Below are 24,580 nucleotides of genomic sequence, written 5' to 3'. Positions count from 1 at the left end.
TCGATGATCCGCCGGCTCCGTCGTTGAGCAGCAGCGTGCCCTGGCGTTGGGCCTGGTCTTCGGCGGGGCCGGTTTCTGCGTGCCGCGTCAGGCGTGCAGGACGATCTTTCCGGCGACGGTGCCGGACTCGGCCAGCCGCATCGCCTCGGCGGCCTGGGTCAGGGGCAGTTCGGCGGCGATCTGGGCGGTGATCTCGCCGCGCTTCAGCGCAGCGAACACCTCGGTGAGGTCGGCGTGCAGCCGGGCCCGGAACCGGCCGCGGCTCAGGGCCCGGCCGGCCCAGACGTTGAAGAAGTACGCGTTACGGCCATTGGGCAGTGCGTTCCACAGCCAGACCCGGCCGAGCAGCTTGAGGACAGGCCACTGCTTGGAACCCTCGTCGTCGCGGGTGGCGGCGCTGCCGTAGGAGACGAGCGTGCCGCCGGGCGCGAGAAGGCGCCAGGAGTCGACGACGCTGCGGCCGCCGACGTGGTCGAAGACCGCGTCCACACCGCCCGCGGCCAGCTCACGGACGCGGGCCGGGATGTTCTCGGTGCGGTAGTCGATCGGGATCACCCCTCGTTCCCGCAGGGCCGCGTGGTGGCGCGCTGAAGCGGTGCCGATCACCTTCGCGCCCACGGCCTGGGCGAGCTGGACCAAGACCGAACCGACTCCCCCGTTGGCGCCGTGCACCAGGACGGTCTGCCCGGCGCGGACGCGGGCCTTGCGGTGCAGCATCTGCCACGCCGTGATGCCGTTGACCACCACGGTCTCCGCCTCCGCCGCACCGACCCCGTCCGGGACCGGCACCACGTCGGCGGCGTCGACGACCACATGGCTGGCCCAGCCGCCGACCTTGAGCAGCGCGGCCACCCGCGTGCCCACCAGGCCGGGACCGACCCCGTCCCCGGCCGCCTGAACGGTGCCGACCAGGTCGTAACCGGGGACGAACGGGAACGGCGGCTGGTCGTAGTAGCGACCGCGGCGCATCTGCTGCTCGGCGAACGAGACACCGGTCGCCTCCATACGGACCACGACCTGACCCGGACCGGCAGTGGGGACGTCCCCCTGCCGCACCTGCAGTCCCTCCGGCTCGACCTTCCCCGGCAGCACGACCTTGGTCATTTCACCAGCGTTCATCACGGCCTCCATCGACTTTGCACGCGCCGTTATCGGCTAGCGCGTTCGTTAGAAGTTATAACGGGTTGGTAGGTGAGGGTCAAGAGCTTTCGTAATAGGGTCTAACCCAGAGCGCACGTCGAGCAGCTCACCCGGCTCCCGGACGGCCAGTGATCCAAGAGGGAAGGACGATCACATGACAGTCGCCAGCAAGGACACCCCCCGCGAGCGCTACCGCGCCCAGGTCAGGGCCGAGATCAAGGAACGCGCGTGGGAGCAGATCGCCGCCGCCGGGGCGCCAGGACTCTCCCTGAACGCCATCGCCAAGCAGATGGGCATGAGCGGCCCCGCGCTCTACCGGTACTTCGCCAGCCGGGACGAGCTGATCACCGAACTGATCCGCGACGCCTACCGCAGCCTCGCCGACACCATCCGCACCGCCGCCGCGTCAGGCGCCGATGTGGCCGGCCTCGGGCACGCACTGCGTAGCTGGGCACTGGACGACCCCCAGCGCTACTTCCTCATCTACGGCACACCCGTCCCCGGCTACCACGCACCCGACGACATCACCGCGATCGCATCCGAGATCATGAAAACCCTCCTCGACACCGCCCAGCCGACCGGCAACGCCGTGGTCACCGTGGACGACGGCCACCCCGACACCCATCTGGAAGCCCACCTCGCCCAGCACCGGCAATGGGCGGCCGACCACCCAGCACCCCCGGCCGCCCTGCGCCGCGCCCTGCACTTCTGGACCCGCCTGCACGGCATCCTCTCCCTTGAACTGGCAGGCCACTTCACCGGCATGGAACTCGACCCGGCCGAACTCTACGAAAACGAACTGCAGCACCTGACGCGATAAGCAGCCTTCTTCGGGCGGCCGCCCGAGCGCGACCTGCTGGACGGCGCCCAGGACATGACCGGAGCGCTCAAGGAGGCAGGCGGAGAACGCCGAGCGCCAGGCCGCCGTCGCCGCAACCTCCGAGGCACCCGCGGCAAGACCGGCAGACACCGCCGCAGGCGTGGAAGCGGCGGGCGTCGACCTGGGCTTCGCTGCCGGTGGTGAGTGACCGAGATGCTTACGCGTGAGGTACTCGATCGTCAGCGCTGGTCGACATCCCGGCCGCCCGCGTAGGCAGTGACGACGCCTGCGTGCCTGTGCGCTTCAGCGGTGTCCTGGCCAGCTGCACAGTCACCGCAGAGGCACAGCAGCTCGCGTTCGTTGGTGCCGACTGCCGGCGGCATTCCCCGTCTCGTCTATTCTGCGCAGGGCGGCAAGAGCTCGCCCTTCCAGGCCGCTGAGTTCATGCTCGATGGCCGTGGAGGGTATGCCGTTGGCGTCCGTGATCGTGTAGAAGCCGATCTCGGCAGCGACGTTCTTGGCGTTGGCGAGGTGCGTCTTGAGCAGGCACCGGCGCCTCACCCTGACCATGTCGCCTTGCCCGAATCGTGCCAGGTGGCTCTGAGGCACGTATGTGGACGCGGTGCACGCCAAGGACTCTGGGCGGCGGCCAAGAGCGGCCGCTGCCGTCCGGCCACCCGGCAGCAGGCGGTCGATGCCCTGCGCCAGCAGGTACCGCCATGCGTCCATTGCCGGCCCGACACAGCCCTCGGCATCCTCGACTGAGACGAGAAAGCCCCGGCCAGCGTGCTGGCCGGGGCTGACCCGCACAGGGGTGTGATCGTGAAGGGCGGTCGCCTACGCGGCGAAAGGCTCTGCAGGGCTTCAGCCGAACGATCGTCCCTGCAGGCAACAGATGAGGCCCGGGGACACGCGACGAGATCGAGCGGCGCATCCGTGGCCTACTCGGCGAGCTCGGTATCGCGGCCCGGACATGACCGGCGCCGCGATGGGCGTGCGCATCGCATGCGCACCGCAACGGGCATTCCGTCACCTCAGGAGCGTCATACGTCGGTTCCCCATGGAAGGGGCGTGGTGGCAGCCATTCCTCCGTCACCGCGCCCTTGATGCCGTTGAGCGCTCAGCACGCACTGTCGCCGTGCTCAGCGCCAACCGGCCGCGAGTGGGTCAGGAAGGGCGAGCCGCTCTGCCTGATCGGCGACTCCGGCACCGGCAAGTCTCACCTCCTGATCGCCCTGGGCACCGAGAGCCGCCATGCAGGGCTTCAGGGTCCGCTACGCGTTGGCGACCAAGCTCGTCAACGAGCTGGTCGAGGCCGCCGACGAGAAGCGGTTGGCGAAGACGATCGCCCGCTACGGCCGCGTCGACCTGCTTTGCATCGATGAACTGGGCTACATGGAACTCGACCGCCGCGGAGCTGAGTTGCTGTTCCAGGTCCTGGCCGAACGCGAAGAGAAGAACAGCGTCGCCATCGCCTCCAACGAGTCCTTCACCGGCTGGACGAAGACGTTCACCGACCCACGTCTTTGCGCGGCCACCGTCGATCGGCTCACCTTCAACGGCGCGATCATCCAGACCGGCACCGAATCCCACCGGCGCGCCCGCACCAGGGCTCTCGCCGAGCAGGCCGCCACCGGCTGATCCGGGCCCCACACGGGAGCCGCCCGACAGCCAGCCGAAACTCAGAGCCGGCATGGCCCGTCAGGGGTGACCGGAGGTCATCGCCGCAGGCGAGGCCGAAGGCGCCCTTGACGGGGCAGGCCGGCTCTCATCATGACCGGGCGGGCGGCCCCGGAAGTTCCCACATGCACGTGTCGGCGCACGCCTGAACATGCTCAACCCGGTACTTGATGATGCGCTCACCACGGGTTCTAGTCAGTCCGCAATGGACGGTCGGCAGCGTCAGACGGCCGGGCACTTCTCATGCCACCTTGATGACGACCTTGCCCGAGGTGTGACCGTTCTCGACGGTGGCGAGGGCGGCCGGGGCGTCGGAGAGCGGATGGACCGCGGTGATTACGGGTGCGAGGAGTCCGTCGAGGGCCAGCCGGGCCGACCGCTCCAGGTTCTCGCGGTCGACACGACGCTCGACGAAACGCCCACCGAGATCGAGCACAGACATATCACCCACAGCGATGACGTTGCGGGGATCCTGCGCCAGCGGAGCGACCGTCCGCAGCGAGGTGCCTCCGGCCAGGTCGACGATCCCGTCGAAGCCGTCCGGAACCAGCTCGCGTGCCGCGGCGGCGATGTCCTCGGCGGTGTAGTCGATGAACCGCACCCCGATGGCCTCGGCGTGCTCGCGTTTGGCGGTACTCCCGGTGCCGATCACACGCAGCTCGCGCCCGACAGCCAGCCGGGCGACGGCGAGGCCGACCCCGCCCCCGACTCCGTTGACCAGGACCGTGGCACCGGCCGGGAGGCTGAGCTGGTCGAGCACGTCCACCGCGGTCGTCCCGGCTACTGGCAGCGTTGCCGCCACGGTCACGGACAGACCCTCCGGGATGCGCGCCGTGTTCGGCGCGGACAGCACCGTCGTCTCGGCGTAAGTGCCGCCACCGGTGAGTGCGAAGCCGAAGACCGCGTCACCCACCTCGAGCCCGTTGACGTCCTCGCCCCGGGCGAGAACGGTTCCGGCTGCCTCCATGCCCAGCACGCGGGGAAACGGACGCCCGCCGTCGAGCCCGTCGACCAGACCCGAGCGCAGAAGGTGGTCGAGGGGATTCACGCCGGCGACGTCGACCTGGATCAGCACCTCGCCGCGACCGGGGACGGGGTCGGGACGATCGAAGAACTCCTGCACCTCGGGCCCGCCATACCTGCCGAAACCCCACGCCTGCCCCATCTTCCGCCGCCTCTCGTATGACCGACCCGGTGATTCCGGGTGTTGTCGCCATCCTCACCTCTGACATTGATGTGAGGGGCAACCGGCTGAGATGCAGATCACAGCATCAGGCCGACTGCGTCACCGGTTCCGGGGCCGTGGACAGCTCCGCCCGGTGTCGGCTGTTGGCCCTGATCAGCACGTCGAGTGCATCCCGTGTCTCGATCAGGTGCGCGATGTCGGCGTCGATCCGGTCGCGCTCGCGCATCATCGCCGTGAAGGTCTCCTCGGCGACGCCCAGGTCACCCGGGACGTCCACACACGGCAGCACAGTCGCGATCACCCTGCTGGACATACCCGCGTCGAACAATTGTCGGATGAGTGACACGCGCTGGACCGCGGTATCGGAATAGTGACGCTGCCCCGAGTCGGAGCGTGAGCTGGTCAGCAGGCCCTGCTCTTCGTAGTACCGCAGTGAGCGCGGACTCACGCCCGTGCGCTTGGACAACTCGCCTATCCGCATCCCTGAGAGCCTACGCCCGCGTGCTCCAGGTTCAGACCGCCGTCGCTTCATGGACGCTCGCGGACACCCCCACGGCCGCAGGGTTGTCCTCCCGGTCCCACGACTGAGCACGTTCGTCTGTATACGCCTGAACACTTTCCTCAGTACGCCAACAGCACGTCACCCGTCGCGCTGCGGCAGCCCTGGCAGGCTGCCGCAGCGGCCAAGTGACATAAAACTCACTGACATTGATCACGGGAAAGCGGTGCCACCGACTTCCAAAACCGCCTCGAAACGACATCCCCGGAGAGTGACACAGCCAGCCGACCTCGCCGAAGCCCTCGACCAGCTCATGCGCCGCGTCCACAGCGGCCACGCCACCAAGACCGAACAGGCCCTCCTGGCCCGCACCGTCACCGTCCCCGCTCCCCCGGCCCGCCATCCGGAAGACGACAGGGGCCCAAGCGCCGACAGGCAGGCGCGGCAAGACACCGAAAGCGAAGACGACAGCATCGACGATCTCGACGACCTTCCCGACGACGGCACCCCCCGCAGCGGCCACCGGATTCGGGCTCCATGACGCACACGAGGAAGCCGACCAGTGGTAAATCCGCGCCCACCCCAGCAAATCCAGAGCACCACACCGGCCGAATCCGCCGACAGGGAACACGGCGATACGGCCGAGCCGTCCTGAGCCTCTGACCACCTGGCAGGGCCGGCACCGCTTCGCCACCCCCGACCCACCCGCCCCGCCCCAGACCGACACCCCACCACGCAGCCGCGACGAACGCCTCGCGTACCACTGCGCGTTCGTCACCATCCGCACCCCCACCATCAGCACCCTCGCCACCCAGGTCCGCACCCTGATGATCCTTGGCCGCCACCAACAGGCCACCGCACGGCCCTCACTGATCGTCACCGGACCCGCCGCAGCCGGGAAACCCACCGCCCTCCCTCCACGTCGGCCGCGCCTGCCACCTCGCCCACACCCGCAAAAACCCCGCACCGCCCGAACTCGCCCGCTACCTCGGCATCCCTACCACCACCCGCATGACCCAGACCCAGATCACCGACGCCGTCTGCTTTCGACCTACCCATCTTCACACCACGAAGATGCCCACCATCAGGAAAGATTACCCAAGGTAACGAAGCACTACTGGACCGATCGTTCAGCGGTCGCCGACGCCTCGCCACGTTTGGCCTGCAGAAACTGCTGGCGCTTGTCATCCTTGGCCCAGCTGTGCGAGCCGGGCTTGCGTGTTTCGTCCGCCAGTTGCTTGACGGTGTGCTTGCAAACGAACTCCTTGAGCTTCGCGCCCGGGCGGCCGCTGAGGAAGAACCTCTTCGCGGTGTCGTCCTTGTAGGCGAACTGGAAGATGCCGGCCCGACGCCCCAGGCTGATGCACTGACCGATGAACCCCAGGTTGATGGGCGCGGGTTGCTCACCCGCGATCCGGCTGAGCACCGTGTCGGCGGCATGCGCGCCCAGAGGAACCGCGGCCTGGCAGCTCATCCGAAACGGCAGGTCCGACGGTGCTGCCGAATCACCGGCCGCGACGATGCGCACGTCATCCACGCTCGTCAACGTCTCGTCGGTAAGCAGACGGCCCAAGGGATCGGTGCTCAGCCCGCTGCGGCCGGCCAGGTCCGGCACGCCGAATCCGGCGGTCCAGATGGTCACCTTGCTCGGCAGTTCGCGACCGCCGCTAAGCTGCACGACATCGCGAGTCACAGCCGCCGCCTTGGCGTCGGGGCCTTCGAGCACGGTCACACCGAGTTTGCCCAGCCGCTTGGCAACCGAGCGCCGACCTCGAGGGTGAAGGTAGGGGCCGAGCACTTCGCCGCAGACCAGGGTCACGGGGTGGCCCTCCTCGGCCAGTTCGGCGGCGGTCTCGATGCCGGTCGGACCGGCTCCGATAACCGTCATCGCGGCCGTTGTCGGCGCGGCGTCGACCACTGACCGTAGCCGCTCCGCCTCCTCCAGGCTGGCAATCGGGTAGGCGAACTCGGCCGCTCCCCGCACGCGCGGGTCGGCGCTGCCACTGCCCACGGCGTAGACCAGGTAGTCGTAGCCGACCGTGCCCCCGGTCACCAACGTCACGCTGCGCTGGGTCGCGTCGATCCGTGTCACTGTGTCGACCACCAGTCGGATGCCGCTGCCCAGGACTTGTGTGTAGTCGACCAGCGCGTCGTGGGATCCGGCCACCAGTTGGTGCAGGCGGATGCGCTCGACGAAGACCGGGCGGGGGTTGATCAGAGTCACTGTCACGTCGTCGCGCTGAGTGAGGCGATTGGCCGCCATGACGCCAGCGTATCCGCCACCGATCACGACCACATTGGTGCTCTCAGTCATGGTGTCTCCGTAAGTTAGGCGGCCTGGGAGGGCCGGATGTGGCTGATAGTGGCTTGCCCGATGTGGCTCCGAAGGAGTGGCCGTTCGGCTCTCGAGCGCGCCGCTGCTGATGCGAGATGTCCCGCCTTGTGCGGTCTGCTGTCCACTGAAATGACGGCGGGTGGTCCAGGTCTGGGCTCACGCCGACCCTGGCATGTGCCACCACTGGGCGGCGGTGGTCGACGAGAGGGGTGACCCTCTGGGTGAAGGAGATCGACAACGACGACTCGGCAATCCTGACGGCGCTCGCATCCTGGGCCCGGCCGTGAGTTCCACTGGGCCGTAGACGTGGCCCGTACGTTCTCCGCGCTGCCCGGCCGCACGGTCAGCCGCATGGCCGGGGCCTGCCGCGGCGAGGACAAGACCGACGCAGGTGACTCCCGCGTCATCGCCGAAACCGCCCCGGCAGCGCCCTCGCCGGGAGAACCGGGCCAGCGGACGCGCTCATACGCTGATGGTCAGCCGTGCGGCGTCGGTGTGGGAGAAGTCCAGGTCGGCCATGTCGGCGGGGACGTCGGTGCAGTGCATGGGTGAGGGAGGCCGACGCATGGCCTGCGGGCTTGCCGGGCCGGCCCGGGCAGGGTGTTCCGGCGAGGCTCGCGCGTCATCTTCTGAGCTGCTCCGTGAGGAAGGCGATGATCTCGTCACGGGCACGTACCGTCGGGTGACCCTGCTCGTCCACGAGATGTGCCGTGACGACGCTGTGGGCGCACCCGACGACGTCGCGGAAGAAGGGCGGAGGGTTCGTGTTCGCTGCGTCGGCGGGAAGCACGCGTCCGTCGAACGCTTCGCCGAGTAGTGCTTGGTAGGCCGCGAACCGCTGGCCCGTGCACCACCGGTCGTTGTCGAAGCGGTAGGCGAGTACCTTCAGTCCATCGCGTTCGACGCGTTCGGCCAGGGCAGCAGCGTCTTCGTCTGCGATCTCCAGACCCCCGGGGGCGTCGAGCGGCAGTGAGGGATGATTGACGACCGGGGCGATGACGGCCGGTTCCAGTGCCATGGTCAGCGCGAAGTTGCCCGTGAAGCACAGTCCGACCGCACCGACGCCCGGCCCACCGCAATCTGTGTGCGCGATACGCGCGAGGCCGCGCAGCCACGCCACGACCGGACTGGTGCCGCCCCCGGCGAACGCACGGAACTCGGCGCTGACGCAGGCGCGCCGCACGACGGCCTCGCCGGCCTCGGTGGTGGGGTAGGCGCCGTCGACGCCGAAGAGCGAGGGCAGATACACGGAGAAGCCGGCGTCGCGTATCCAGCGTGCCAACCGCGCAACATCGGGGCTGATGCCGGGCATCTCCGGCATCAGGATCACGCCCGGTCCTGTCCCCGACACGTACACGGTCTTGCTGACGTCATCGGCGCTGATGACTCTCCGGGAGAAGTCGTCCAAGGGGTCGTCGCGTCGCGTTCGCATCGTTGTCATGATCGAGAGTGTGGTGAGACAGTGGCCTACGAGGAAGCGGCGACATCGCCACATGGTGCGGTGATGTCGCCACCCGCGCGGAAGCAGGAGGACCATGGAACCGCTGCGCCTGGGTGTACTTGCGTATCCCGGCTGCTTCGCGTCGGAGGTGTTCGGGATCCCCGACCTGCTGGCCATGGCCGATCACGTCGCGGCGGCGCAAGGGTCGGACCGACCGCCGTACAAGGTGTCCGTCGTCTCGCCCCGGCGGCGGGTGGTCGCGTCCGGCGGTTCGGCGATCGAGGTCTCGGCGTTGCGTCCCGTCGACGTCCTGATCGTGCCGGGTTTCGAGCTTTCGCCCGGCGCCGATCTCGACGCAACGCTGGCGAACCTGGGGCCCGAAGTGGCGTCAATCCGGTCGCAGGCCGCGTCAGGTGTCGCCGTCGTGTCGATCTGTGTCGGCGCTTTCCTCGTCGCTGAGGCCGGCCTGCTCGACGGGCGCGAGGCGACGACGTCCTGGCTGTTCGCGGATCGGTTCGCCCGTCGATACGCCGGCGTGAAGGTGTGCCCCGAGCACCTGGTGGTGACCGACCGTGGTGTGACGACGACCGCCGCCTTCAGCGCCATGTACGACTTCGCCCTCCACTTGATCCGTGAGCACGACGGCCCCCGCGTCGCCCGCAGCACCGCACGCATTGCCCTCGTCGACGACGCGCGCTCCAGCCAGACTCCCTACGTGGACACCGAGTTGCTGCCCGCCGTCGGTCGCGAGTTCTCACTCGCTGTGAAGCGGTGGCTCGACCAGAATCTCGGGGCTCGCTACGACTTGTCCGCCCTCGCAGAAGCGTTTCACGTGAGCACGCGGACCATGCTCCGCCGCTTCGGTCGGGAGGCCGGTCAGACTCCGCTCGGGTACTTGCAATCCGCTCGGGTTCGCCGCGCTCGTCATTTGTTGGAGACGACCGACAAGACCGTCGTGCGCATCGCCGCCGAACTCGGGTATGCGGACACGAGCACTTTCAGCGCCGTCTTCGCCCGGCACACGGGCCACCGGCCTCGGGACTACCGCGCCATGTTCCGCCGGCCTGTTCACGAAGCGGGCCGCAATTGCCGCGCACGGCCCTGATCTCCCGGCGCGGGAAGGGGCCCGGATCGGCGCTGACCCCCAGATCCGCTAGCAGGACCGGTTACTGCAGCGGAGATACGCTGATCGGCCGGATGCGGGACGAGATCCGGATACCGCGCGGCGCATCCGGCGCATCAGTCGACAACGAATAGACGGACGCCTTCTTGCGTGCTTGAGCGGTGTGGCTGCGTGTCGTTTCCGACCTGATAGCTGTCGCCGGCCTTGATGGTGACGATTTCACCGTTTGCCAGTTCGGTGGTGAGTGTTCCTTCCAGGAGCAGCAGGACATGGCCCCGACGGCACCAGTGATCGGCCACGTAGCCGGGGCTGTACTCCACCATGCGAACGCACACGGAACCGGATTCGCGTGTGCGCAAGGTCGAGCTCGCCGAGTCACCCGCATGCACTGCAGGGGTGACGGCTGACCAGTCAATGATTCCGAAGGGTGTGTCAGCCAAATCCATTATCCTGCGCTCCTTTTGTCGGTACTCGCCTGCCACGTGCGTCCCATTGCTCGAAGCAGCGCCGGATACACCGCCAGGTACCGGAAGGGCTTGATAGCGGCCATGTATGCGGTGCCGAACAGCCCGTTCGGCTTCACCAGGATGGCCATTTGACCGCGGTAGCCACCGGCCTCGTCCGGGACCCAGCCGATGTGCATCACGGCGTGCACGGTCCGGTTCGCCGTCTCGGCCGCCCACTCGTCGTGCAGTTGGTAGAGGGAGGTGAACGGATCCGAACGGACATCGGGCCCCCGCGGCCCCTCGCGGAGGTCCGCCGGCAACCGGTCGCGCAGCGTCGGCACCCGGGTGCCAATGCCGGAGCCGGCTGTGTCCCAGCCGAGCAGCCTCCCGAGCTTCCAGCGAACCGCGAAGAGCAGGCGGTACACGGGGGAGGAGGAGGTGGCCCCGTCTCCCGCCCCGTTCGCGATCTGGCGCACCAGGTGCGGGAAGTCGTCGGGACCGCCCGGTGTCGGCAGCGCCCAGACATCCTCGACGCGAAAGTCACCGGCGATCTCGTGGATCCGCCAGGGGCGGGACGTGTGCGCCGTTGTGGGGAGTCTCATCAGTTGCCTCCATCTATACGTCGCTGCATCGTGTGGCGAAGTGGTGATCGCGCATCAGAGGGCCAACTTCCTGTAGAAGCACACCCGGTCGTGCCCAGGGCGGTCGTAGTCCCTGTGCAGGGGCAGACCATCGACCTCTCGGTCCCCACTTTCGAGGGTGAATCCCATAGCGCGGTGAAAGGCGATGGAACCAGTGTTTCCCGGCGAGGTAATCGCACGCACCTCCGTGCGGCCGGCTTCAGCGACATGCTGGAAGAAGGTCGTGTACAGACGCCGAGCAGCCCCCTGCCCACGAAGCTCGGGATCCACTCCCACGAAGTGGATGTACGCCTCTTCGTCGTTGTCTGCGGCGTGAAAACCGATGAGGAACGCCCTGATGCCGGCTTCGTCCTCCAGGACCAGGCTGGTGCCGGAGAAAAACTGCAAGAACAGCTTGGGGAGAAGCAGCGACAGCTCGCGGGCCTGCGCGGGGGTACGTGAGCCCCCCCCACCACTGCTGCACACATGCGACGATCGCACCGTGGTCGGAGACGCGGGCCTGTCGCAACACTGGCGTGTCGTTCCCTCTCGGAGTCATGGCATTGGTCGGGCACCCACTTCGAGCGAAACTCTCCGTCAGACGCTGACGGCTATTTTCCCGCGTGCACGGCCACTCCTCAGGTAGCCGATCGCCTCGGGGACGTCGGCCAGCGAGTAGGTCCGGTCGATGACGGGGGCCAGAGCGTCCGCCTCGATGAGCTCCGCGAGGAGCCGCAGGTCGTCGTGGCTCTGCGTGGAGAAGAAGCCGCGAAGGCGCTGGCCGGTGAACGGAGACAGCAGCAGCGCTCGCACGAGCCGGCCCATGCCGCCGAACCACTTCCCGCCGTCCTCACCGCCGACCATGACCAGCGTCCCGCCGGGGCTCAGGACGCGGCGGAGCCGGGCCAGGGGGCGGTTGCCAGCGATGTCGAGGACGAGATCGTAGCGGCGGGTGCCGTCGGTGGGGTCCTGACGAGAGTAGTCGATCACCTCGTCGGCGCCGAGGGAGCGGACCAGCTCCGCTGTGGCGTCGCTGCAGACACCGGTGACATGGCCGGCCCCGAGGACTTTGGCCAGTTGCACCGCGAAGGTGCCCACGCCGCCCCCGGCGCCGATGACGAGGACGCTCTGCCCGGACCGCAGCCGCCCGACATCGCGCAGCGCCTGGAGGGCGGTGCAGCCGGAAACCGGGACGACGGCCGCCTGCTCGAAGCCGGCGTTGCCGGGCTTGCGGGCGAGCCTGTCCTGCTTGGCGCAGGCGTACTCGGCGAACGACCCGTCACAGGTGCCGTACACCTCGTCGCCCGGCTGGAAGCGGGTGACGTCCGGGCCGACGGCCTTCACTCGTCCCGCGACGTCCATGCCCCGGACGCGTCCCTTGGGCGCCCGCAGCCCGAAACCGAGGGCGCGCAGCAGATACGGCCGGCCCGTGGTGAGGTGCCAGACACCCGGGTCGACGGATGCCGCCCGGACCTGAACGAGCACCTCTCCGCGACCGGGCTGCGGCTGTGCGATCTCTTCGAGACGCAGGTCCTCGGGCGGTCCGTAGGCGTCTTGGACGATGGCCTTCACTTGCTATCTCCCTCGACTTCCCCGGCTTCATCGGTTCCGGGGTACTGGAAAACCTCTTCGAGCGGGACGCCGAACACTCGGGCGATCTGGAAGGCCATCTCCAGGGTGGGCGAATAGCGGCCCTGCTCGATGGCGATGACGGTCTGGCGGGTCACGCCGATGCGGCGGGCGAGCTCGGCCTGGGTCATCTCGCCGTGGGCGAAGCGCAGCGCCCGGATCGCATTGGTGACCCTCGTCGGCCTCACCACGGGTGGAAGCCCAGCCGGTAGGCGACGATCTTCGCCGCGGAAGACAGGATCGCCGACAGGACGAACGCCAGGTAGATGGCGTTGGCGATCCAGAACTGATCGGCGCGGACGATCGCCAGGACGAGTCCGGCCACGCCGCCGATCACGATGAACGACTGCCCGATGTACATGCCGAAGCGGTGGATCTCCCGGTCGCGCTGGTCCTTGGTGTTCGCGCCCTCGGGAGACGCGATCGCCACCGTGATGTTCAGTGCGATCTGCGTGACGATCGCCGCACCGAGGGTCCACAGCAGCGGGGACGTGTAGGACGTCTGCGCCAGCGGCGCCGCTCCTTCGTGCCGCCCGAGGACGACGCCCAGGTACGCCGCGTATGACACGACCGTGACCAGGACCATGATCCAGGCACGTTTCTCTTCGAATGCCACTGCCGCTCCCGATGTAAAGAAAGCTTGACATGGGCAGTGTCAAATAACCGCGACATGATGTCAAGTTTTCTGTACATCGCGCACTGGCGGCAGCAATTGGGTCGGCAAGCGCCGACCAACCAGGCCTCCACCCATCGCCGCTGAGGGCGCCTGAGCCGGACTGGAAGCCGGGACCGTCGATAGCCGCTGCCGCACCCCCGACCCCACACAACGGCCGTCGCAGCCGAGCGGTGGGGCACCGGCCAGGCGGACGGACGCCGAGCCCTGCTGGTCCGCGCGGAGGCGGTCCTCGGCCCAGGCCCGCAGCCGGTGACGGAGCCAGAGCTCGGCGATCGGCCGGTCAGGGGTATCGGTCGCGAAGCACGTGATCCGCGTCCCGTCCGCGTCCGTGATCCTCAACTGAGCACCAAGGTGGAGCCGTTCCTCCCGGTGATCAGTTGGTACATCATCCACAGGAACGACGGCTTGATCCATGTCAAGCCTTGTTCACAGTCCTTTCTGGTGCACCCCTTGCGCAGTGTCCGGTCCGTTTCGAAGAGAGTTCGGTTTCTCGCGACGGACGCCGCCTGCCTCCTCGTAGAGCAGACGAAGGCACCACCCGTACCGCTACGCACCACCCCCCTTGCTCCGACTCGCGAACCTACGAGGTACCTGTGGCTTACCTTTCGACACTCCGTCTTCACCACCCCCTGCGGTCGCAGGGGCGTCTCGCCGTCGGGTTGCTGGCACTCATCGCCGGAACCCTGCCGACTGTGCCGGCCGACGCCGCCACCCCGCCCTCCGGATCGGTCAGCGACACCGCGCCCACGACCACGTGGAGCGCCGGTCCCTTCGCCGTCCCGAACGTCTCCGGCACTACTGGGACGGTGAGCTGCGGGACTGCGCAACCCTGCGACGACTACGCCCTGAAGGTGTCGGTGCCCGTGGGCTACGACACCGGTCACAGCCTGCGCGTCGACGTCAAGTGGCCGGACTCCGCCGCCGACTTCGACCTGTACGTCCTCGACGCGGACGGCCGCGAGGTGGCCGCCTCCGCGTCGTCCAGCGACCCGGAGACCGTGCTGCTGCCGGCGGTGACGGCGTCGTACACCGTGCGCGTGGTGCCGTACGCCCCGCTCGGCGACAGCTTCACCGGCACCGCGAGCCTGGTCGCCGATCCGGCCGATCCGCCGCCGAGTACGGCGACCCCGCCGACGTACGCGAACTCCTCGGCGCCCGATGGCATCAAGGACGCGCACAACGCCGGCGAACCCTCGATCGGCGTCGACCGCGCGACCGGTGCCGCGATGTTCCAGGCGTACACCTCGACGCTGAAGGTCACCTACGCCGACGCGGGCGGCGCCACCTGGCAGGACAAGAGCGCCGACGCGGCCAGCGGCTGTCCCCAGGGCAGCACCACCAGCCTCGACCCGATCCTGTTCACCGACCCGGCCACCCACCGGACCTTCGAATCGCAGCTCGCCGGCAAGACGGCCCTGACCTGCTACACCGACGACGACGGCGACACGTGGACACCGACGGGCGGCTCGGGCATCAACTCCGGCGTCGACCACCAGACCATCGGCGGCGGCCCCTTCGCCCAGGGCGGGCCGGGCGCCATCACGTCGTACCCCGACGCCGTGTACTACTGCTCCCAGGACATCGCCGACGCCTCCTGCGCGGTCAGCCGGGACGGCGGCCTGACGTACGGGCCCGCCGTTCCGATGTACTCGCTGCTGGACTGCGGCGGCCTGCACGGGCACGTGAAGGTCGCCCCGGACGGCACGGTGTACGTGCCCAACAAGGGCTGCGGCGGCAACCAGGCCGTGGCCGTCTCCGAGGACAACGGGCTCACGTGGACCGTCCGCAAGAACCCGTCCAGCACCCCCGGTGACTCCGACCCGAGCGTGGGAATCGGCGCCGGCGGGACGGTGTACATGGGCTACCAGAACAGCGACGGCACCGCGCGGATCGCCGTCAGCCACGACAAGGGCAAGACGTGGCTGTACGACCAGAACGTCGGCGCGTCCCTCGGCATCAAGAACATCGTCTTCCCGGCCGTGACCGCGGGCGACGACAACCGCGCCGCCTTCGCCTTCCTGGGCACCACCACCGGGGGCGACTACCAGGACACGGCCAACTTCAAGGGCGTCTGGCACCTGTACGTGGCCACCACCTACGACGGCGGCCAGTCCTGGGTCACCGTCGACGCCACCCCCACCGACCCGGTACAGAAGGGGTCCATCTGCACGGGCGGCACCACCTGCGGCCAGGACCGCAACCTCCTGGACTTCATCGACGTCACCCTCGACGCCCAGGGCCGCGTGCTCGCTGCCTACGCCGACGGCTGCACCGGCACCTGTGCCACCGGCGGCGCGCAGAACTACGACGCATTGGCTTCCATCGCCCGCCAGTCCTCCGGCAACACGCTGTACGGCGCGTACGACGCCGTGGTCGCCGGCAAGCACAAGAAGTCCACGGGAGGCCGTAGGTGAAGCCGTTCGCCCCGGCTGCCGTACTGCTCGGCGCCGTCCTCGGCCTGGCGGCCGTCACCGGATGCTCGCCCACGCCCCGGAGCGCCGGGCCCGTGCCAGCGACGCCGTACCCGGCCGCCTCCGCGCCCGGCGGCTGCCCCACCGCTGCCTCACTGCCCTTGCCCAAGGACTTCCCGGCGGATCTGCCGGTGCCCGAGGGCGCGGTCGTGACCTCGGTGGAGCACCGCACCGGCGGCCGGCTGATCGTCGCCACGGTCGTACGGAGCGGCTTCGACGCCACCCTGGCCTTTCTGCACAAGCGGCTCCCCAAGGCCGGATACACGCCGAAGGACGGTGAGGTGGAGAAGGACGACGCCGAGTCGAACTTCTCCACCACGACCGTCCGGGGCCGCTGGACGCTGCGGAAGATGCCCGACTGCGAGGGAGGGGTTTACCTGACGTACCTGACGTCTGCGGTCTCCTGAACTCGGCCCGGCCTGTGGACCATCCGTGGACGAAGAAGCTGTAGCTGGTCAGTCAGAAGCGCATGACCTTGGAGAATCGCCGAGACTGCAGCGCCCTCCGGAGCCGTTGTCCCAGACCGGACCACTCGTGCAGTGTCACCGCTGGATGCCAGGATGACCTGTCACACATTGAGGGGGCGGCATTGCCATGAGATTCGACCAAAGGCTGGCGGACAAGCTCGACGCAGCGATGCTCGAACTGCTGCTGCCGGAAGACGCAGTGGAGTCACTGGGGAGGTGGCTGGCCGACCCGGAGGGTGGCAAACGCTACGCGAACGGAACCGGTCCTCACACCATCCCGTACTCGCCTTTGAACTGGATGGCCGCGGCTCCCTGGCCTGCCACCTTTGCCGACCGGAAGGCGATCCAATCGGCAAAGGTGAGCCGAGCCGACGTCGTGGCCGCAGTCAGGGCCGCCAGTCGGTCGGAGAACTGGAGAGAAGCGTTCGTAGCTACCCAGGTGTGGGGCTACGGTGATAGAGGCTACGGCCCGTTCCGTACGGGACGGGTACTCGCTCAACCCGACGCTGACGTCGTCATCGCAGATGCAGTGTCTCTACTCCGGTATCAGGGCCCGGTCGCAGCATACGAAAAGCTGAACACGGTGGGCGGCCTTGGGCCGGCGTTCTTCACCAAGTACCTCTACTTCGCTGCTCTGGCACTGCCGAGGGTGACAGGACTTCGTCCATTGATCCTCGACAGCGTTCTCGCTGAAATTCTCCGCAGGCACGCCACGAGGATCGGGCGCGGGGTTGGTTACGAGTGGTCCGAGGCGATCGCCAAGCGAATCTGGAGCGACGGTGGTTGGACTTCTCACCGCTACGACGTCTACCTCCGGTGGATGCACGCAGCCAACGACCAACTGGCAGCCAGGTCGGTGGGCTGGCCCGCGGCTCCGGACGTCCTGGAACTAGCCCTCTTCAGTGGCGCCTGGAACCCTGCATGACCGCGTCGCTGAGCCTTCCCAGCGTGCTGATCTGCTCCGATGGCCAGACCTAGCCGTTCCAGACGCGTGCCAGATCGTGCGGGAAACCACGGGGAATAGCGGGGACCGAACCGTCGGCCTGCTCGACCTAATACTCGCTCCGCCCCAGGTCGGCCCATCAACCACTCATAGAAGACCCGAGCTTCCCAAACCGAGAGCTTCGCCGACTCCCCACGTCTGACGCGCTGGGTAGGGTTTGCAGGGTGCGCTACCTGACAAAGGACTTCATCGTCGGGGCCCTGAAGCGAGGTCGGCCGGTGGAGCAGTTTCTTGGTCCGATCGGTGCTCCAGGTCGGCTCGGCGTCAGCTACGTCGAGATCCGCCCGGCGAAGGCGTCATACGAGGTCTACGTCCATGCTGTCGAGGACGTTGGGCATGAGGAGTTCCTCGACCTGGGCGAGTTTCCACCGCTCGACGCCGACCCGGACGCGGAAGATTTCGGCCGACTTGTCGCCATGGCCGAGGACCCGTCGAACGCACTGGCCGCTGCCGAGGAGGCCACGGGTGCAGTACGGGGGCGGTGGGTCAACGAGAACATCGTCCAAGACGAATATGGCGACTTCGTTCGGGCGGGCCGGCCTTCGGACCGGCCCCCCGATGGACGCCCCTGGCCAAGTCGTGGAGCATGCCGCTGAGGACCCAGTCGCCGAACCGCGGGCATCGGGACCCGAGCCGCAGGGAGAGCAGCAGTGAGTGTCTACTGTAGTAGCCACGTACAGGTCACTCGCCTGCATTCGGCCGCTGGCAGCGTGGGCGCCGGCCCCTGCGGACAGGATGAGCAAGCCGGTCAGGAGGCCGGAGGGGGTCGCAGAGGAGGCGGGGGTGGCCGGGGCTTGTCGCATTCCCTTAACTCAGGTCAGCCAAGGCGGTCGTCTGCAGGTCGTACGCCCTGGTCGTGATCGGCTGCGCCACCAAGCGGGGCGCCATCAATGGACTAACCCGCAGGACCGGACTACCAGCCCTGCTTCGCGAGTGCCGGGGTGATACCGAGACCCCGAAGTGGTCGGGGGCGCAGGCTCAGTCGGCCGTCGTGACCGCGTCCCTGATGAGGCGGCGGGCGGCCGCGTCGGTACGGGCGACGTCATGGGTCACCAAGCGGTCCTGGCACAGACCGCGCAGGCCGGAGACGAGGAGTGTGGCCGCTGTCCGCGCCTCCTGTGGCGGGTGACCCAGCCGGACGTAAGCCGCGGCGATGGGGCTGATCATGACCTCGACGGTCTCGGCCGCGATGTCGCCGTACTGCTCGGGATCGGTGGCGGCCAGGCTGAGCAGCTGCAGCAGCATGCGGACCGGCCCGGACTGCTCCCCGACGGTCATCGCCTCCCACAGGGTATGAGCCGCCTTGCGCAGCCCCGCGCTGTCGCGGACGTCGTCGAACATCGCGTGCGCGTCGGGACGGCAAGCGGCCAGCGCCTGGGCCAGCAGGTTCTCACGGCTGCCGAAGTAGTACAGAAGCATGCGCTTGGTGGTGCCGATCGACTCGGCGAGCGGACTCAGCGACATCTGCGCGACGCCGTGCTGCTGGAGGTGGTTCACCACCTGCTTCAGCAGCTCGGCGCGCTTCTCGGCGTTGACGGGGCGAGGCACGCTTTGACTGTACCGACCGGTACGCGTAAGGTCCAGCAGACGTAAATGTGCCGATCGGTACGTTAATCGAGGTGGCGCCATGGCGACGGTCAGGCGCGGCACAGCCGAGGGAGGCGCCGTGAAACCGGTTGGATCGCGAACAGTGAGGGACCACCGGTACCGGAGAGGCGGCCACGTGGTGACCGGGGATCCGGTCGGCCGAGTGTGCCGCGGTCTCTGCGGCATGGCTCGCCGTGGCGGCCAGGGGGTGGTCCTGTGAAACACCGGATCGCGCGTCCCCGGGGCATATCCGTGGCCAGAGTCCTCGTCGAGACCCTCACGATCCCGGCAGTGCTCTTCCTCGGCCTGCTGTTCAGCTTCCCCATGGCCTTCCACCGGCCTCAGCCCCACCACGCCAAGCTCGTGATCGCCGATCCCGCGGTGGAATACAGAGTCGAGACCGCACTGCAGCGGCAGCATCCCGGCGGGTTCGACGTCACCGCCGTCCCGGACGCCCGGGCAGCCCGCCGGGCGGTGCTGGACCGGGACGCCGCGGCAGGCTTCGCCGCCACGGGCAGACATGCCGCCGTGCTCTACGTGGCCAAGGCCAACGGCGCGTCCCTCGAGCAGGCGCTGACCAAGGGCTTCACCCAGCTTGCGGCGCACAACCACCAGAAGCTCACCGTCACGGACGTAGCCCCCACGGTCAGCAAGGACGGGTCCGGCGTGACCCTGGTCTACTTCGGGATCGCCTGGAACGTCCCCGGCTACATACTCGCCACGACCCTGCTGCGGGCGGTGACCTTCAACCGGCGCAACAAGCTCATCACGGTCGTGGGCGCCGCCGGCCTCTTCAGCGCCGTGGGTTTCCTCGTCGGCGTGGGACTGGGCTTCTTCCCCAACGACCCCGCGGCCCTGGCGATCGCCTTCCTGCTCACCACAGCCGTGGCCACGTTCTCCCTCGGCATGGCGCCCTTCGTCAAGCACTTCTTCCCCCTGGCGGGTCTGGGCCTGTACGTCGTGCTGAGCGTTCCCTCCAGCGGCCTGGTCCCCGTCCAGCTGCTGCCGGGGTTCTTCCAGGCCCTGCACGCCGTCATGCCGCTGGGCAACGCGGTCGACGCCCTGAGAGGAGTGCTGTACTTCGACGGCGCCGGGGTGCTGAAGCCGGTACTCGTCCTGTGCGGGTGGATCACCGCGGGTACGGCGCTGCTGGGCCTCGACGCCTGGCACCACCACCGCATGGCCGTACGACGGGGAGCGCAGGACGAGCCGCAGGACATTCCCGAACCGCCGGTGGAGGACCCCTCCCTGGAGACGCCCACACCCACCGCGCTACCGGTCCACCCCCACCACTTCGGCGAGCCGTTGCCGATGCTGGAGGGCACCGTCTACGACGGCGAACAGCAGCCCGTCCGCCATGCCGCGGTGACCGTCATGGACACCGGCGGCCGGCAGTTGGTGCGGACCACGACGAACGCACGCGGCGAGTACGCCGTGACCGGACTGCCCGAGGGATACATCAGCGTGGTCGTCTCGCACCCCGGCCGAGACCCCCTGGTCCACCAGAAGCTGCTGCACTCCGGGGTGGCCGTCCGGGCCGACTTCACCCTGCACGACCGGCGCAACGGCACATCAGTCCGCGCGGGCGCTCAACGCCTCGACCTCGGACACGCGAGACACGGATCCTGAGACCACACGGATGGCGCCAGCCGGGGCCGACGAGGTCGATGCGCCCTGCTCGATGCACACCGCGACGATCTTGGTTTCCCGGGAAGCCGCCGCGCCGCGTGGCGGTGGCTCCCGGCGCCATCGCACGGCTGGAGGATGCGGCCGAAACCATCGCTCTCTTCGCTGGACGTAAGCGGAAAACAAGAACGCCGGGATCGGCAGCGGCCCGCGCTGGAGGGAAACACATGTCTGACAAGAATCACGCCACGGTGGCGGTCACCGGGGTGACCGGTGCGCTCGGCAGCCGGATCGCGGCCCGACTCGCCGACCACGGCGTCCCGCAACTCCTCGTCGGACGTAGTCCCGACCGCATGCCCGAACTGCCAGGCGCCCAGCGACGCGGTCCGGCCGCCTACGCCTACGCCGCAGACATGCGCAGGGCGCTCGAGGGCGCGTCGACCCTCATCCTGGTCTCCGGACACCGTACGGGTCGCCGGCTGGAAGAACACGCCACCGCGGTCGAGGCCGCGATCGCGGTCGGCGTGGGCCGGGTCCTGTATGTGTCCCTCGTCGGCGCGGCGCCCACCGCCACCTACCTCAACGCCCGTGACCAGTGGCTGACCGAACAGTTCCTGGCAGGGACCGGGATCCGCCACACAGTGCTCCGGGCGGGCTTCTACGCGGCGACGCCTGCCGCCCTCGCCAACGAGGAACTTGTCGTAAGCGGCCCTGCGCCGACAGGCCGGGCCACCTTCGTCACCCACGAGGACATCGCCGACGTGATCACGGCCGTCGCCATCGAGGACGGTCCCCGCTCCGAGCACGACGGCGCGACCCTGGAGATGACCGGGCCCGAGGCCCTGACTCTCGACGAAGCTGTCACCCGGATCGCCGCAGCCACCGGTCGGCCCTACCGCTACGAACCCGAGACCCTCGAGGAAGCCTTCGCACGGAGGTGGCGACTGGGCATGAGCGGGGAACAGATCGAGACCTGGATCTCGTGGTATCAGGCGATCGAGAGGGGCGAGGTTTCCGTGGTCACCGACGTGGTTCCTCGGCTCACCGGCTCACCGGCGACCCCGATCTCGAACGCAGCCTGGTGGCCCGCGCCGAACACCGCCCGGGGTACCGCTGAGTTGAGGCGGAAGCGAAGCTAAGGCGGTGCCCTGTGTGGTGAGGCGGTCGTTGGGCTGTGCATGGAGCGGGGTGAAATGGGTTGTGCCGGACGGTCTGTCGGGGATCGCAAAGCCGCTGATCCCGCGGTCGAAAGTGCGGCCTCAGGGTGGCGGGACGCACGACAATCGACGGTGCCGCGAAGTGCTCACGCAGGTGGTCGGCGGCGCGCACGAGATCGTCGGAGCTGAACCTGCTGCCGACGAAGTCGCCCCGGGCGGCTTCCCGATGCCGGCGAGATTCGCATGGAGGACCGCGATTCCGTGTCCGGCCGGCTCCCGGCGGATCCGGGCGGCCGCCGACCAGTCCCTGCCGCACGTAAAAAGGGGCGAATACGGCGTACGCCCAGGGTGTCCCCTCAGGAAGGCCCGGGCGAGCCTCGGGAGCGCTGTCCATCAGTGCGTGTAGGCATGCTGCAGTACGAGAACAAGGCTGACACCGAGGACGAGTGCGATCACTCCCAGGACCATCACTTTCGTCTGATCGCTCATCTGCGGCCGTTCATTCGTGCGGAGGGCTCGGTTCCTACCGGCGACTCGAAGTCCTTGACGCCCCGGACAGCGAGCCGGCCGTCGCCCGCACTGCAGGCCCGCAAGAGCTGCCGGACACACCCGACATCCGCGCGGGCGAGGGGAACGTGGCTACAGTCGCCACAGGTGCTCTCTTCGCTCCCAGCGGTTCGGCTAGTGCGGCCGCTTTCCCGGCGGACACGCCCACCCCCGCCCAATCAGGTGTGGTTGCGGGGATGGGAGCCACCGGCTGGAACCACGGCGGGTACGGCGGAGTCAGGAGTGAGGGCTACCGCCACGACGACGAACAGCCCCGGGCGGTCATCCCGACGGCCCGCGAGGACGGCCAGGAGGTGAGCCCATGAGCGGGACAACCGGCAGGGTGGCATTGGTGACGGGGGCCAGCAGCGGAATCGGCGCGGCCACGGCGCGACTTCTGGCCGCGCGAGGAATGCGCGTGGTGGTCAACTACCTCCGCAACACCAAGGCGGCCGAGGAAGTCGCGGCCGACATCGAGGCCGCAGGCGGCCAGGCCATGGCCATGCAGGCCGACGTGCGCGAGGAGGCGGCCGTCGAGAGCATGGTCGGACAGGTCCAGGCGGCTTGGGGCGGCGTCGACGTGCTCGTGCACAACGCGCTCATCCCGTATGCAGTCAAGCCGTTCCAGGACATGACCTGGGAAGAACTGGGCGGCAAGATCGACGCCGAGATGCACGCGGCGTTCGCGGTCACCAAAGCCGTACTGCCCACGATGACCGAACGGAGGTGGGGTCGCCTCATCTACATCGGCACCGGACTCAGCCGCCTGCCTCGGGTGGGCATGATCGCGCTGGGCGTTTCCAAGGCCGCACTCGAGCAGTTCGCCCGGTATCTCGCCCAGGAACTCGGCCCGCAGGGCATCACGGTCAACGTCGTCTCGCCCGGCCCGGTGGAGTCCCGCACCGCCGATGTCGTGCTCGACGACGCGACGAGGCAGCGGCAGGTGGCCGCCACCCCCTTGGGCCGCCTGGCCTACCCGGCCGATGTCGCCCAGGCGGTCGCCTTCTACGCCGCCGAGGACAACTCCTTCATGACCGGTACCACGGCCGCGGTCAACGGCGGCATGACCATGTACTGACGCCCCGCTGACCTGCGCACACGCGGCCGAGCCCTTGAACGATCAAGAAAAGACGGGCCGACCTGGCCGGGCGACGGCTGGCGGTCCACGCCCCGCACACCCCGCCCGGCGCATTCGCCCGGATCGTGCTGCGAAAGGCCGGCCTTGACCCGGACCGTGACGTGAAGACCATCGTCCGCTCGCCCGGCGACTACGGCATGGATCTGCGCCGGCTCAACGACGGCAGCATCGACGCCGCCTACGTCGGCAGCACCATGGCACCGGAGGCGGTGGCCGCCGAGCACGGCTGGCAGGTGCTGGCCTGGGTCGGCGACCACTTTCAGATCCCCACCGTGGGCGTGGCCGTCGCCCCCGCCTCCATCTCACCGGACGACCCTGCGGTCCAGGCCGTCGTACGAGCCCACCGGCGCGCCCTTCAGGTGATCCACGACGACCCCGACACCACGGTGCGCCACATGCAGACGTTCCTCGGCGGACAGACCGCGGAAGAGGCCCGAGCCCACTACGACACGTTCATCGCGCCGTACTTCACCACGGACGGCCAGGCCGACCTCGCTGTCGGCGACAAGGCGATCACCGCGGTCGCCGCCGAACTCGGCGTCCGGGCCACCGTCACCGCGGCCGAGTTCTACCGCACCGCGGCCACAGCCTAGGCATGACGAGTCGAGTCGTAGGCTGCGAAGCGCTGGGCCCGCGGGTCGATGGTGTCACTCCGGTGACCGCGACCGCGGCGTGGTTCTTCGCAGGTATGGGTTTCCTCCCTCCGGGCCGCCGTCGATCAGGGCCCTCCCGTCTCCGCGGGGTCTTCCACCGGCGATCACGCGCTGCACACGACCGCCCGCCATATGCACACCCTGACTCCACCGCCCTCCTCCCCGGTGGAGGAGACAGCCGACCTGCTCTGGCACTGGTTCGGCCTCACCGGCTGGCGCGCCCTGGTGGTCGTGAGCGGCTGGTCCTGGGACCGTGCGGAGGACGTCTCTATCGCACGGCGGTCGCCGCACTGCGCTGACACCGCTTGCGGGGCGGCGGCAAGACGGGGGCGACACG

General features: G+C 68.7%; 26 protein-coding genes and 4 pseudogenes. 16 read left to right on the top strand and 14 right to left on the bottom strand.

The features are described 5' to 3' along the window. Positions 1-87 precede the first annotated feature (87 nt). A complete protein-coding gene (locus ACZ4SW_RS29265; RefSeq protein WP_468251628.1) occupies positions 88-1,119 on the bottom strand; it encodes a medium chain dehydrogenase/reductase family protein in 1,032 nt (343 codons plus the stop codon). Positions 1,120-1,294: 175 nt separating this feature from the next. On the opposite strand from ACZ4SW_RS29265, the gene ACZ4SW_RS29260 reads away from it, so the two are divergent. Continuing rightward, positions 1,295-1,960 carry a TetR/AcrR family transcriptional regulator gene (locus ACZ4SW_RS29260; RefSeq protein WP_468251626.1) on the top strand — a complete coding sequence of 222 codons (666 nt, stop codon included), beginning with the start codon at positions 1,295-1,297 and terminating at the stop codon, positions 1,958-1,960. Positions 1,961-2,290: 330 nt separating this feature from the next. Here the strand turns inward: ACZ4SW_RS29260 and ACZ4SW_RS29255 are convergent, their stop codons facing one another. Further along, the gene (locus ACZ4SW_RS29255; protein WP_468251693.1) at positions 2,291-2,689 is read right to left on the bottom strand and encodes a DUF4238 domain-containing protein; all 399 of its coding nucleotides are present in this window, start codon (positions 2,687-2,689) and stop codon (positions 2,291-2,293) included. Between ACZ4SW_RS29255 and ACZ4SW_RS29250 the strand changes: the two genes are divergently transcribed. Both ACZ4SW_RS29250 and ACZ4SW_RS29245 read left to right on the top strand, forming a co-directional pair. Next, on the top strand, positions 2,660-2,725 hold the full coding sequence (locus tag ACZ4SW_RS29250) for a hypothetical protein (protein WP_468251691.1): 66 nt from the start codon (positions 2,660-2,662) through the stop codon (positions 2,723-2,725). The genes ACZ4SW_RS29255 and ACZ4SW_RS29250 overlap by 30 nt on opposite strands. A gap of 395 nt (positions 2,726-3,120) precedes the next feature. After that, positions 3,121-3,601: pseudogene (locus ACZ4SW_RS29245) on the top strand (ATP-binding protein); the annotation flags it as partial. Between the two features lie 280 nt (positions 3,602-3,881). On the opposite strand, the gene ACZ4SW_RS29240 reads toward ACZ4SW_RS29245, so the two are convergent. Both ACZ4SW_RS29240 and ACZ4SW_RS29235 read right to left on the bottom strand, forming a co-directional pair. Next, positions 3,882-4,805, bottom strand: coding sequence for an NADP-dependent oxidoreductase (locus ACZ4SW_RS29240; RefSeq protein ID WP_468251624.1), 924 nt, complete (start codon positions 4,803-4,805; stop codon positions 3,882-3,884). A gap of 106 nt (positions 4,806-4,911) precedes the next feature. Continuing rightward, entirely contained in the window at positions 4,912-5,307 is a 396-nt protein-coding gene (locus ACZ4SW_RS29235; protein ID WP_468251621.1) for a MerR family transcriptional regulator, read from the bottom strand. Positions 5,308-5,596: 289 nt separating this feature from the next. On the opposite strand from ACZ4SW_RS29235, the gene ACZ4SW_RS29230 reads away from it, so the two are divergent. Next, the gene (locus tag ACZ4SW_RS29230) at positions 5,597-5,866 is read left to right on the top strand and encodes a hypothetical protein (RefSeq protein ID WP_468251619.1); all 270 of its coding nucleotides are present in this window, start codon (positions 5,597-5,599) and stop codon (positions 5,864-5,866) included. Positions 5,867-6,439: 573 nt separating this feature from the next. Here the strand turns inward: ACZ4SW_RS29230 and ACZ4SW_RS29225 are convergent. Then, the gene (locus tag ACZ4SW_RS29225) at positions 6,440-7,639 is read right to left on the bottom strand and encodes an NAD(P)/FAD-dependent oxidoreductase (RefSeq protein WP_468251617.1); all 1,200 of its coding nucleotides are present in this window, start codon (positions 7,637-7,639) and stop codon (positions 6,440-6,442) included. A gap of 193 nt (positions 7,640-7,832) precedes the next feature. Between ACZ4SW_RS29225 and ACZ4SW_RS29220 the strand changes: the two are divergent. Beyond that, positions 7,833-8,080: pseudogene (locus ACZ4SW_RS29220) on the top strand (IS110 family transposase); the annotation flags it as partial. 202 nt (positions 8,081-8,282) lie between these two features. Here ACZ4SW_RS29220 and ACZ4SW_RS29215 read toward each other — a convergent pair. After that, positions 8,283-9,101 carry a dienelactone hydrolase family protein gene (locus ACZ4SW_RS29215; protein WP_468251615.1) on the bottom strand — a complete coding sequence of 273 codons (819 nt, stop codon included), beginning with the start codon at positions 9,099-9,101 and terminating at the stop codon, positions 8,283-8,285. A 94-nt stretch (positions 9,102-9,195) separates the two neighbouring features. Between ACZ4SW_RS29215 and ACZ4SW_RS29210 the strand changes: the two genes are divergently transcribed. Then, positions 9,196-10,206: a GlxA family transcriptional regulator gene (locus tag ACZ4SW_RS29210; protein WP_468251613.1), complete on the top strand. Its 1,011-nt coding sequence runs from the start codon at positions 9,196-9,198 to the stop codon at positions 10,204-10,206. Positions 10,207-10,340: 134 nt separating this feature from the next. Here the strand turns inward: ACZ4SW_RS29210 and ACZ4SW_RS29205 are convergent, their stop codons facing one another. The 7 genes and pseudogenes from ACZ4SW_RS29205 to ACZ4SW_RS29175 all read right to left on the bottom strand — a co-directional run. After that, positions 10,341-10,670 (bottom strand): DHCW motif cupin fold protein, encoded by a 330-nt coding sequence (locus ACZ4SW_RS29205; RefSeq protein ID WP_468251612.1) that lies wholly within the window; start codon positions 10,668-10,670, stop codon positions 10,341-10,343. Further along, positions 10,670-11,272: a DUF2867 domain-containing protein gene (locus tag ACZ4SW_RS29200; protein WP_468251610.1), complete on the bottom strand. Its 603-nt coding sequence runs from the start codon at positions 11,270-11,272 to the stop codon at positions 10,670-10,672. Before ACZ4SW_RS29200 ends, ACZ4SW_RS29205 begins: the two co-directional genes overlap by 1 nt. A gap of 54 nt (positions 11,273-11,326) precedes the next feature. After that, entirely contained in the window at positions 11,327-11,776 is a 450-nt protein-coding gene (locus tag ACZ4SW_RS29195) for a GNAT family N-acetyltransferase (protein ID WP_468251608.1), read from the bottom strand. Positions 11,777-11,887: 111 nt separating this feature from the next. Beyond that, positions 11,888-12,862, bottom strand: coding sequence for an NAD(P)-dependent alcohol dehydrogenase (locus ACZ4SW_RS29190; RefSeq protein WP_468251606.1), 975 nt, complete (start codon positions 12,860-12,862; stop codon positions 11,888-11,890). Beyond that, positions 12,859-13,110 carry a helix-turn-helix transcriptional regulator gene (locus ACZ4SW_RS29185; protein WP_468251604.1) on the bottom strand — a complete coding sequence of 84 codons (252 nt, stop codon included), beginning with the start codon at positions 13,108-13,110 and terminating at the stop codon, positions 12,859-12,861. Before ACZ4SW_RS29185 ends, ACZ4SW_RS29190 begins: the two co-directional genes overlap by 4 nt. Further along, positions 13,104-13,535: a hypothetical protein gene (locus tag ACZ4SW_RS29180; RefSeq protein ID WP_468251602.1), complete on the bottom strand. Its 432-nt coding sequence runs from the start codon at positions 13,533-13,535 to the stop codon at positions 13,104-13,106. The genes ACZ4SW_RS29185 and ACZ4SW_RS29180 overlap by 7 nt, the downstream gene beginning before the upstream one ends. A gap of 273 nt (positions 13,536-13,808) precedes the next feature. Then, positions 13,809-13,964, bottom strand: a pseudogene (locus ACZ4SW_RS29175) (IS1380 family transposase); the annotation flags it as partial. A 323-nt stretch (positions 13,965-14,287) separates the two neighbouring features. Here ACZ4SW_RS29175 and ACZ4SW_RS29170 point away from each other — a divergent pair. The 4 genes from ACZ4SW_RS29170 (at position 14,288) to ACZ4SW_RS29155 (ending at position 18,132) form a co-directional block, all read left to right on the top strand. Beyond that, positions 14,288-16,009 (top strand): sialidase family protein, encoded by a 1,722-nt coding sequence (locus ACZ4SW_RS29170; RefSeq protein ID WP_468251600.1) that lies wholly within the window; start codon positions 14,288-14,290, stop codon positions 16,007-16,009. Then, positions 16,006-16,473, top strand: coding sequence for a hypothetical protein (locus ACZ4SW_RS29165; RefSeq protein ID WP_468251598.1), 468 nt, complete (start codon positions 16,006-16,008; stop codon positions 16,471-16,473). The genes ACZ4SW_RS29170 and ACZ4SW_RS29165 overlap by 4 nt, the downstream gene beginning before the upstream one ends. A 187-nt stretch (positions 16,474-16,660) precedes the next feature. After that, positions 16,661-17,458 carry an 8-oxoguanine DNA glycosylase OGG fold protein gene (locus ACZ4SW_RS29160; protein ID WP_468251596.1) on the top strand — a complete coding sequence of 266 codons (798 nt, stop codon included), beginning with the start codon at positions 16,661-16,663 and terminating at the stop codon, positions 17,456-17,458. Between the two features lie 242 nt (positions 17,459-17,700). Beyond that, the gene (locus ACZ4SW_RS29155) at positions 17,701-18,132 is read left to right on the top strand and encodes a hypothetical protein (protein ID WP_468251594.1); all 432 of its coding nucleotides are present in this window, start codon (positions 17,701-17,703) and stop codon (positions 18,130-18,132) included. 382 nt (positions 18,133-18,514) lie between these two features. Here ACZ4SW_RS29155 and ACZ4SW_RS29150 read toward each other — a convergent pair whose 3' ends face one another. Further along, on the bottom strand, positions 18,515-19,084 hold the full coding sequence (locus tag ACZ4SW_RS29150; RefSeq protein WP_468251592.1) for a TetR/AcrR family transcriptional regulator: 570 nt from the start codon (positions 19,082-19,084) through the stop codon (positions 18,515-18,517). Positions 19,085-19,375: 291 nt separating this feature from the next. On the opposite strand from ACZ4SW_RS29150, the gene ACZ4SW_RS29145 reads away from it, so the two are divergent. From ACZ4SW_RS29145 to ACZ4SW_RS29120, 6 genes and pseudogenes are all read left to right on the top strand, one after another. Further along, the gene (locus ACZ4SW_RS29145) at positions 19,376-20,752 is read left to right on the top strand and encodes a carboxypeptidase regulatory-like domain-containing protein (RefSeq protein ID WP_468251590.1); all 1,377 of its coding nucleotides are present in this window, start codon (positions 19,376-19,378) and stop codon (positions 20,750-20,752) included. Between the two features lie 224 nt (positions 20,753-20,976). Beyond that, positions 20,977-21,888 carry an NAD(P)H-binding protein gene (locus ACZ4SW_RS29140; protein ID WP_468251588.1) on the top strand — a complete coding sequence of 304 codons (912 nt, stop codon included), beginning with the start codon at positions 20,977-20,979 and terminating at the stop codon, positions 21,886-21,888. Between the two features lie 49 nt (positions 21,889-21,937). After that, a pseudogene (locus ACZ4SW_RS29135) lies at positions 21,938-22,030 on the top strand (IS5/IS1182 family transposase); the annotation flags it as partial. Positions 22,031-22,649: 619 nt separating this feature from the next. Further along, positions 22,650-22,778, top strand: coding sequence for a hypothetical protein (locus ACZ4SW_RS29130; protein WP_468251586.1), 129 nt, complete (start codon positions 22,650-22,652; stop codon positions 22,776-22,778). Next, the gene (locus tag ACZ4SW_RS29125; protein ID WP_468251584.1) at positions 22,775-23,530 is read left to right on the top strand and encodes an SDR family NAD(P)-dependent oxidoreductase; all 756 of its coding nucleotides are present in this window, start codon (positions 22,775-22,777) and stop codon (positions 23,528-23,530) included. The genes ACZ4SW_RS29130 and ACZ4SW_RS29125 overlap by 4 nt, the downstream gene beginning before the upstream one ends. A gap of 41 nt (positions 23,531-23,571) precedes the next feature. Then, on the top strand, positions 23,572-24,183 hold the full coding sequence (locus ACZ4SW_RS29120) for an ABC transporter substrate-binding protein (RefSeq protein WP_468251690.1): 612 nt from the start codon (positions 23,572-23,574) through the stop codon (positions 24,181-24,183). Positions 24,184-24,580 lie beyond the last annotated feature (397 nt).

This window comes from Streptomyces sp. NPDC028331 (assembly GCF_055565775.1).
The sequence above is the reverse complement of the archived record's forward strand: the minus strand, read 5'-3'. Positions and strand labels throughout refer to the sequence as shown.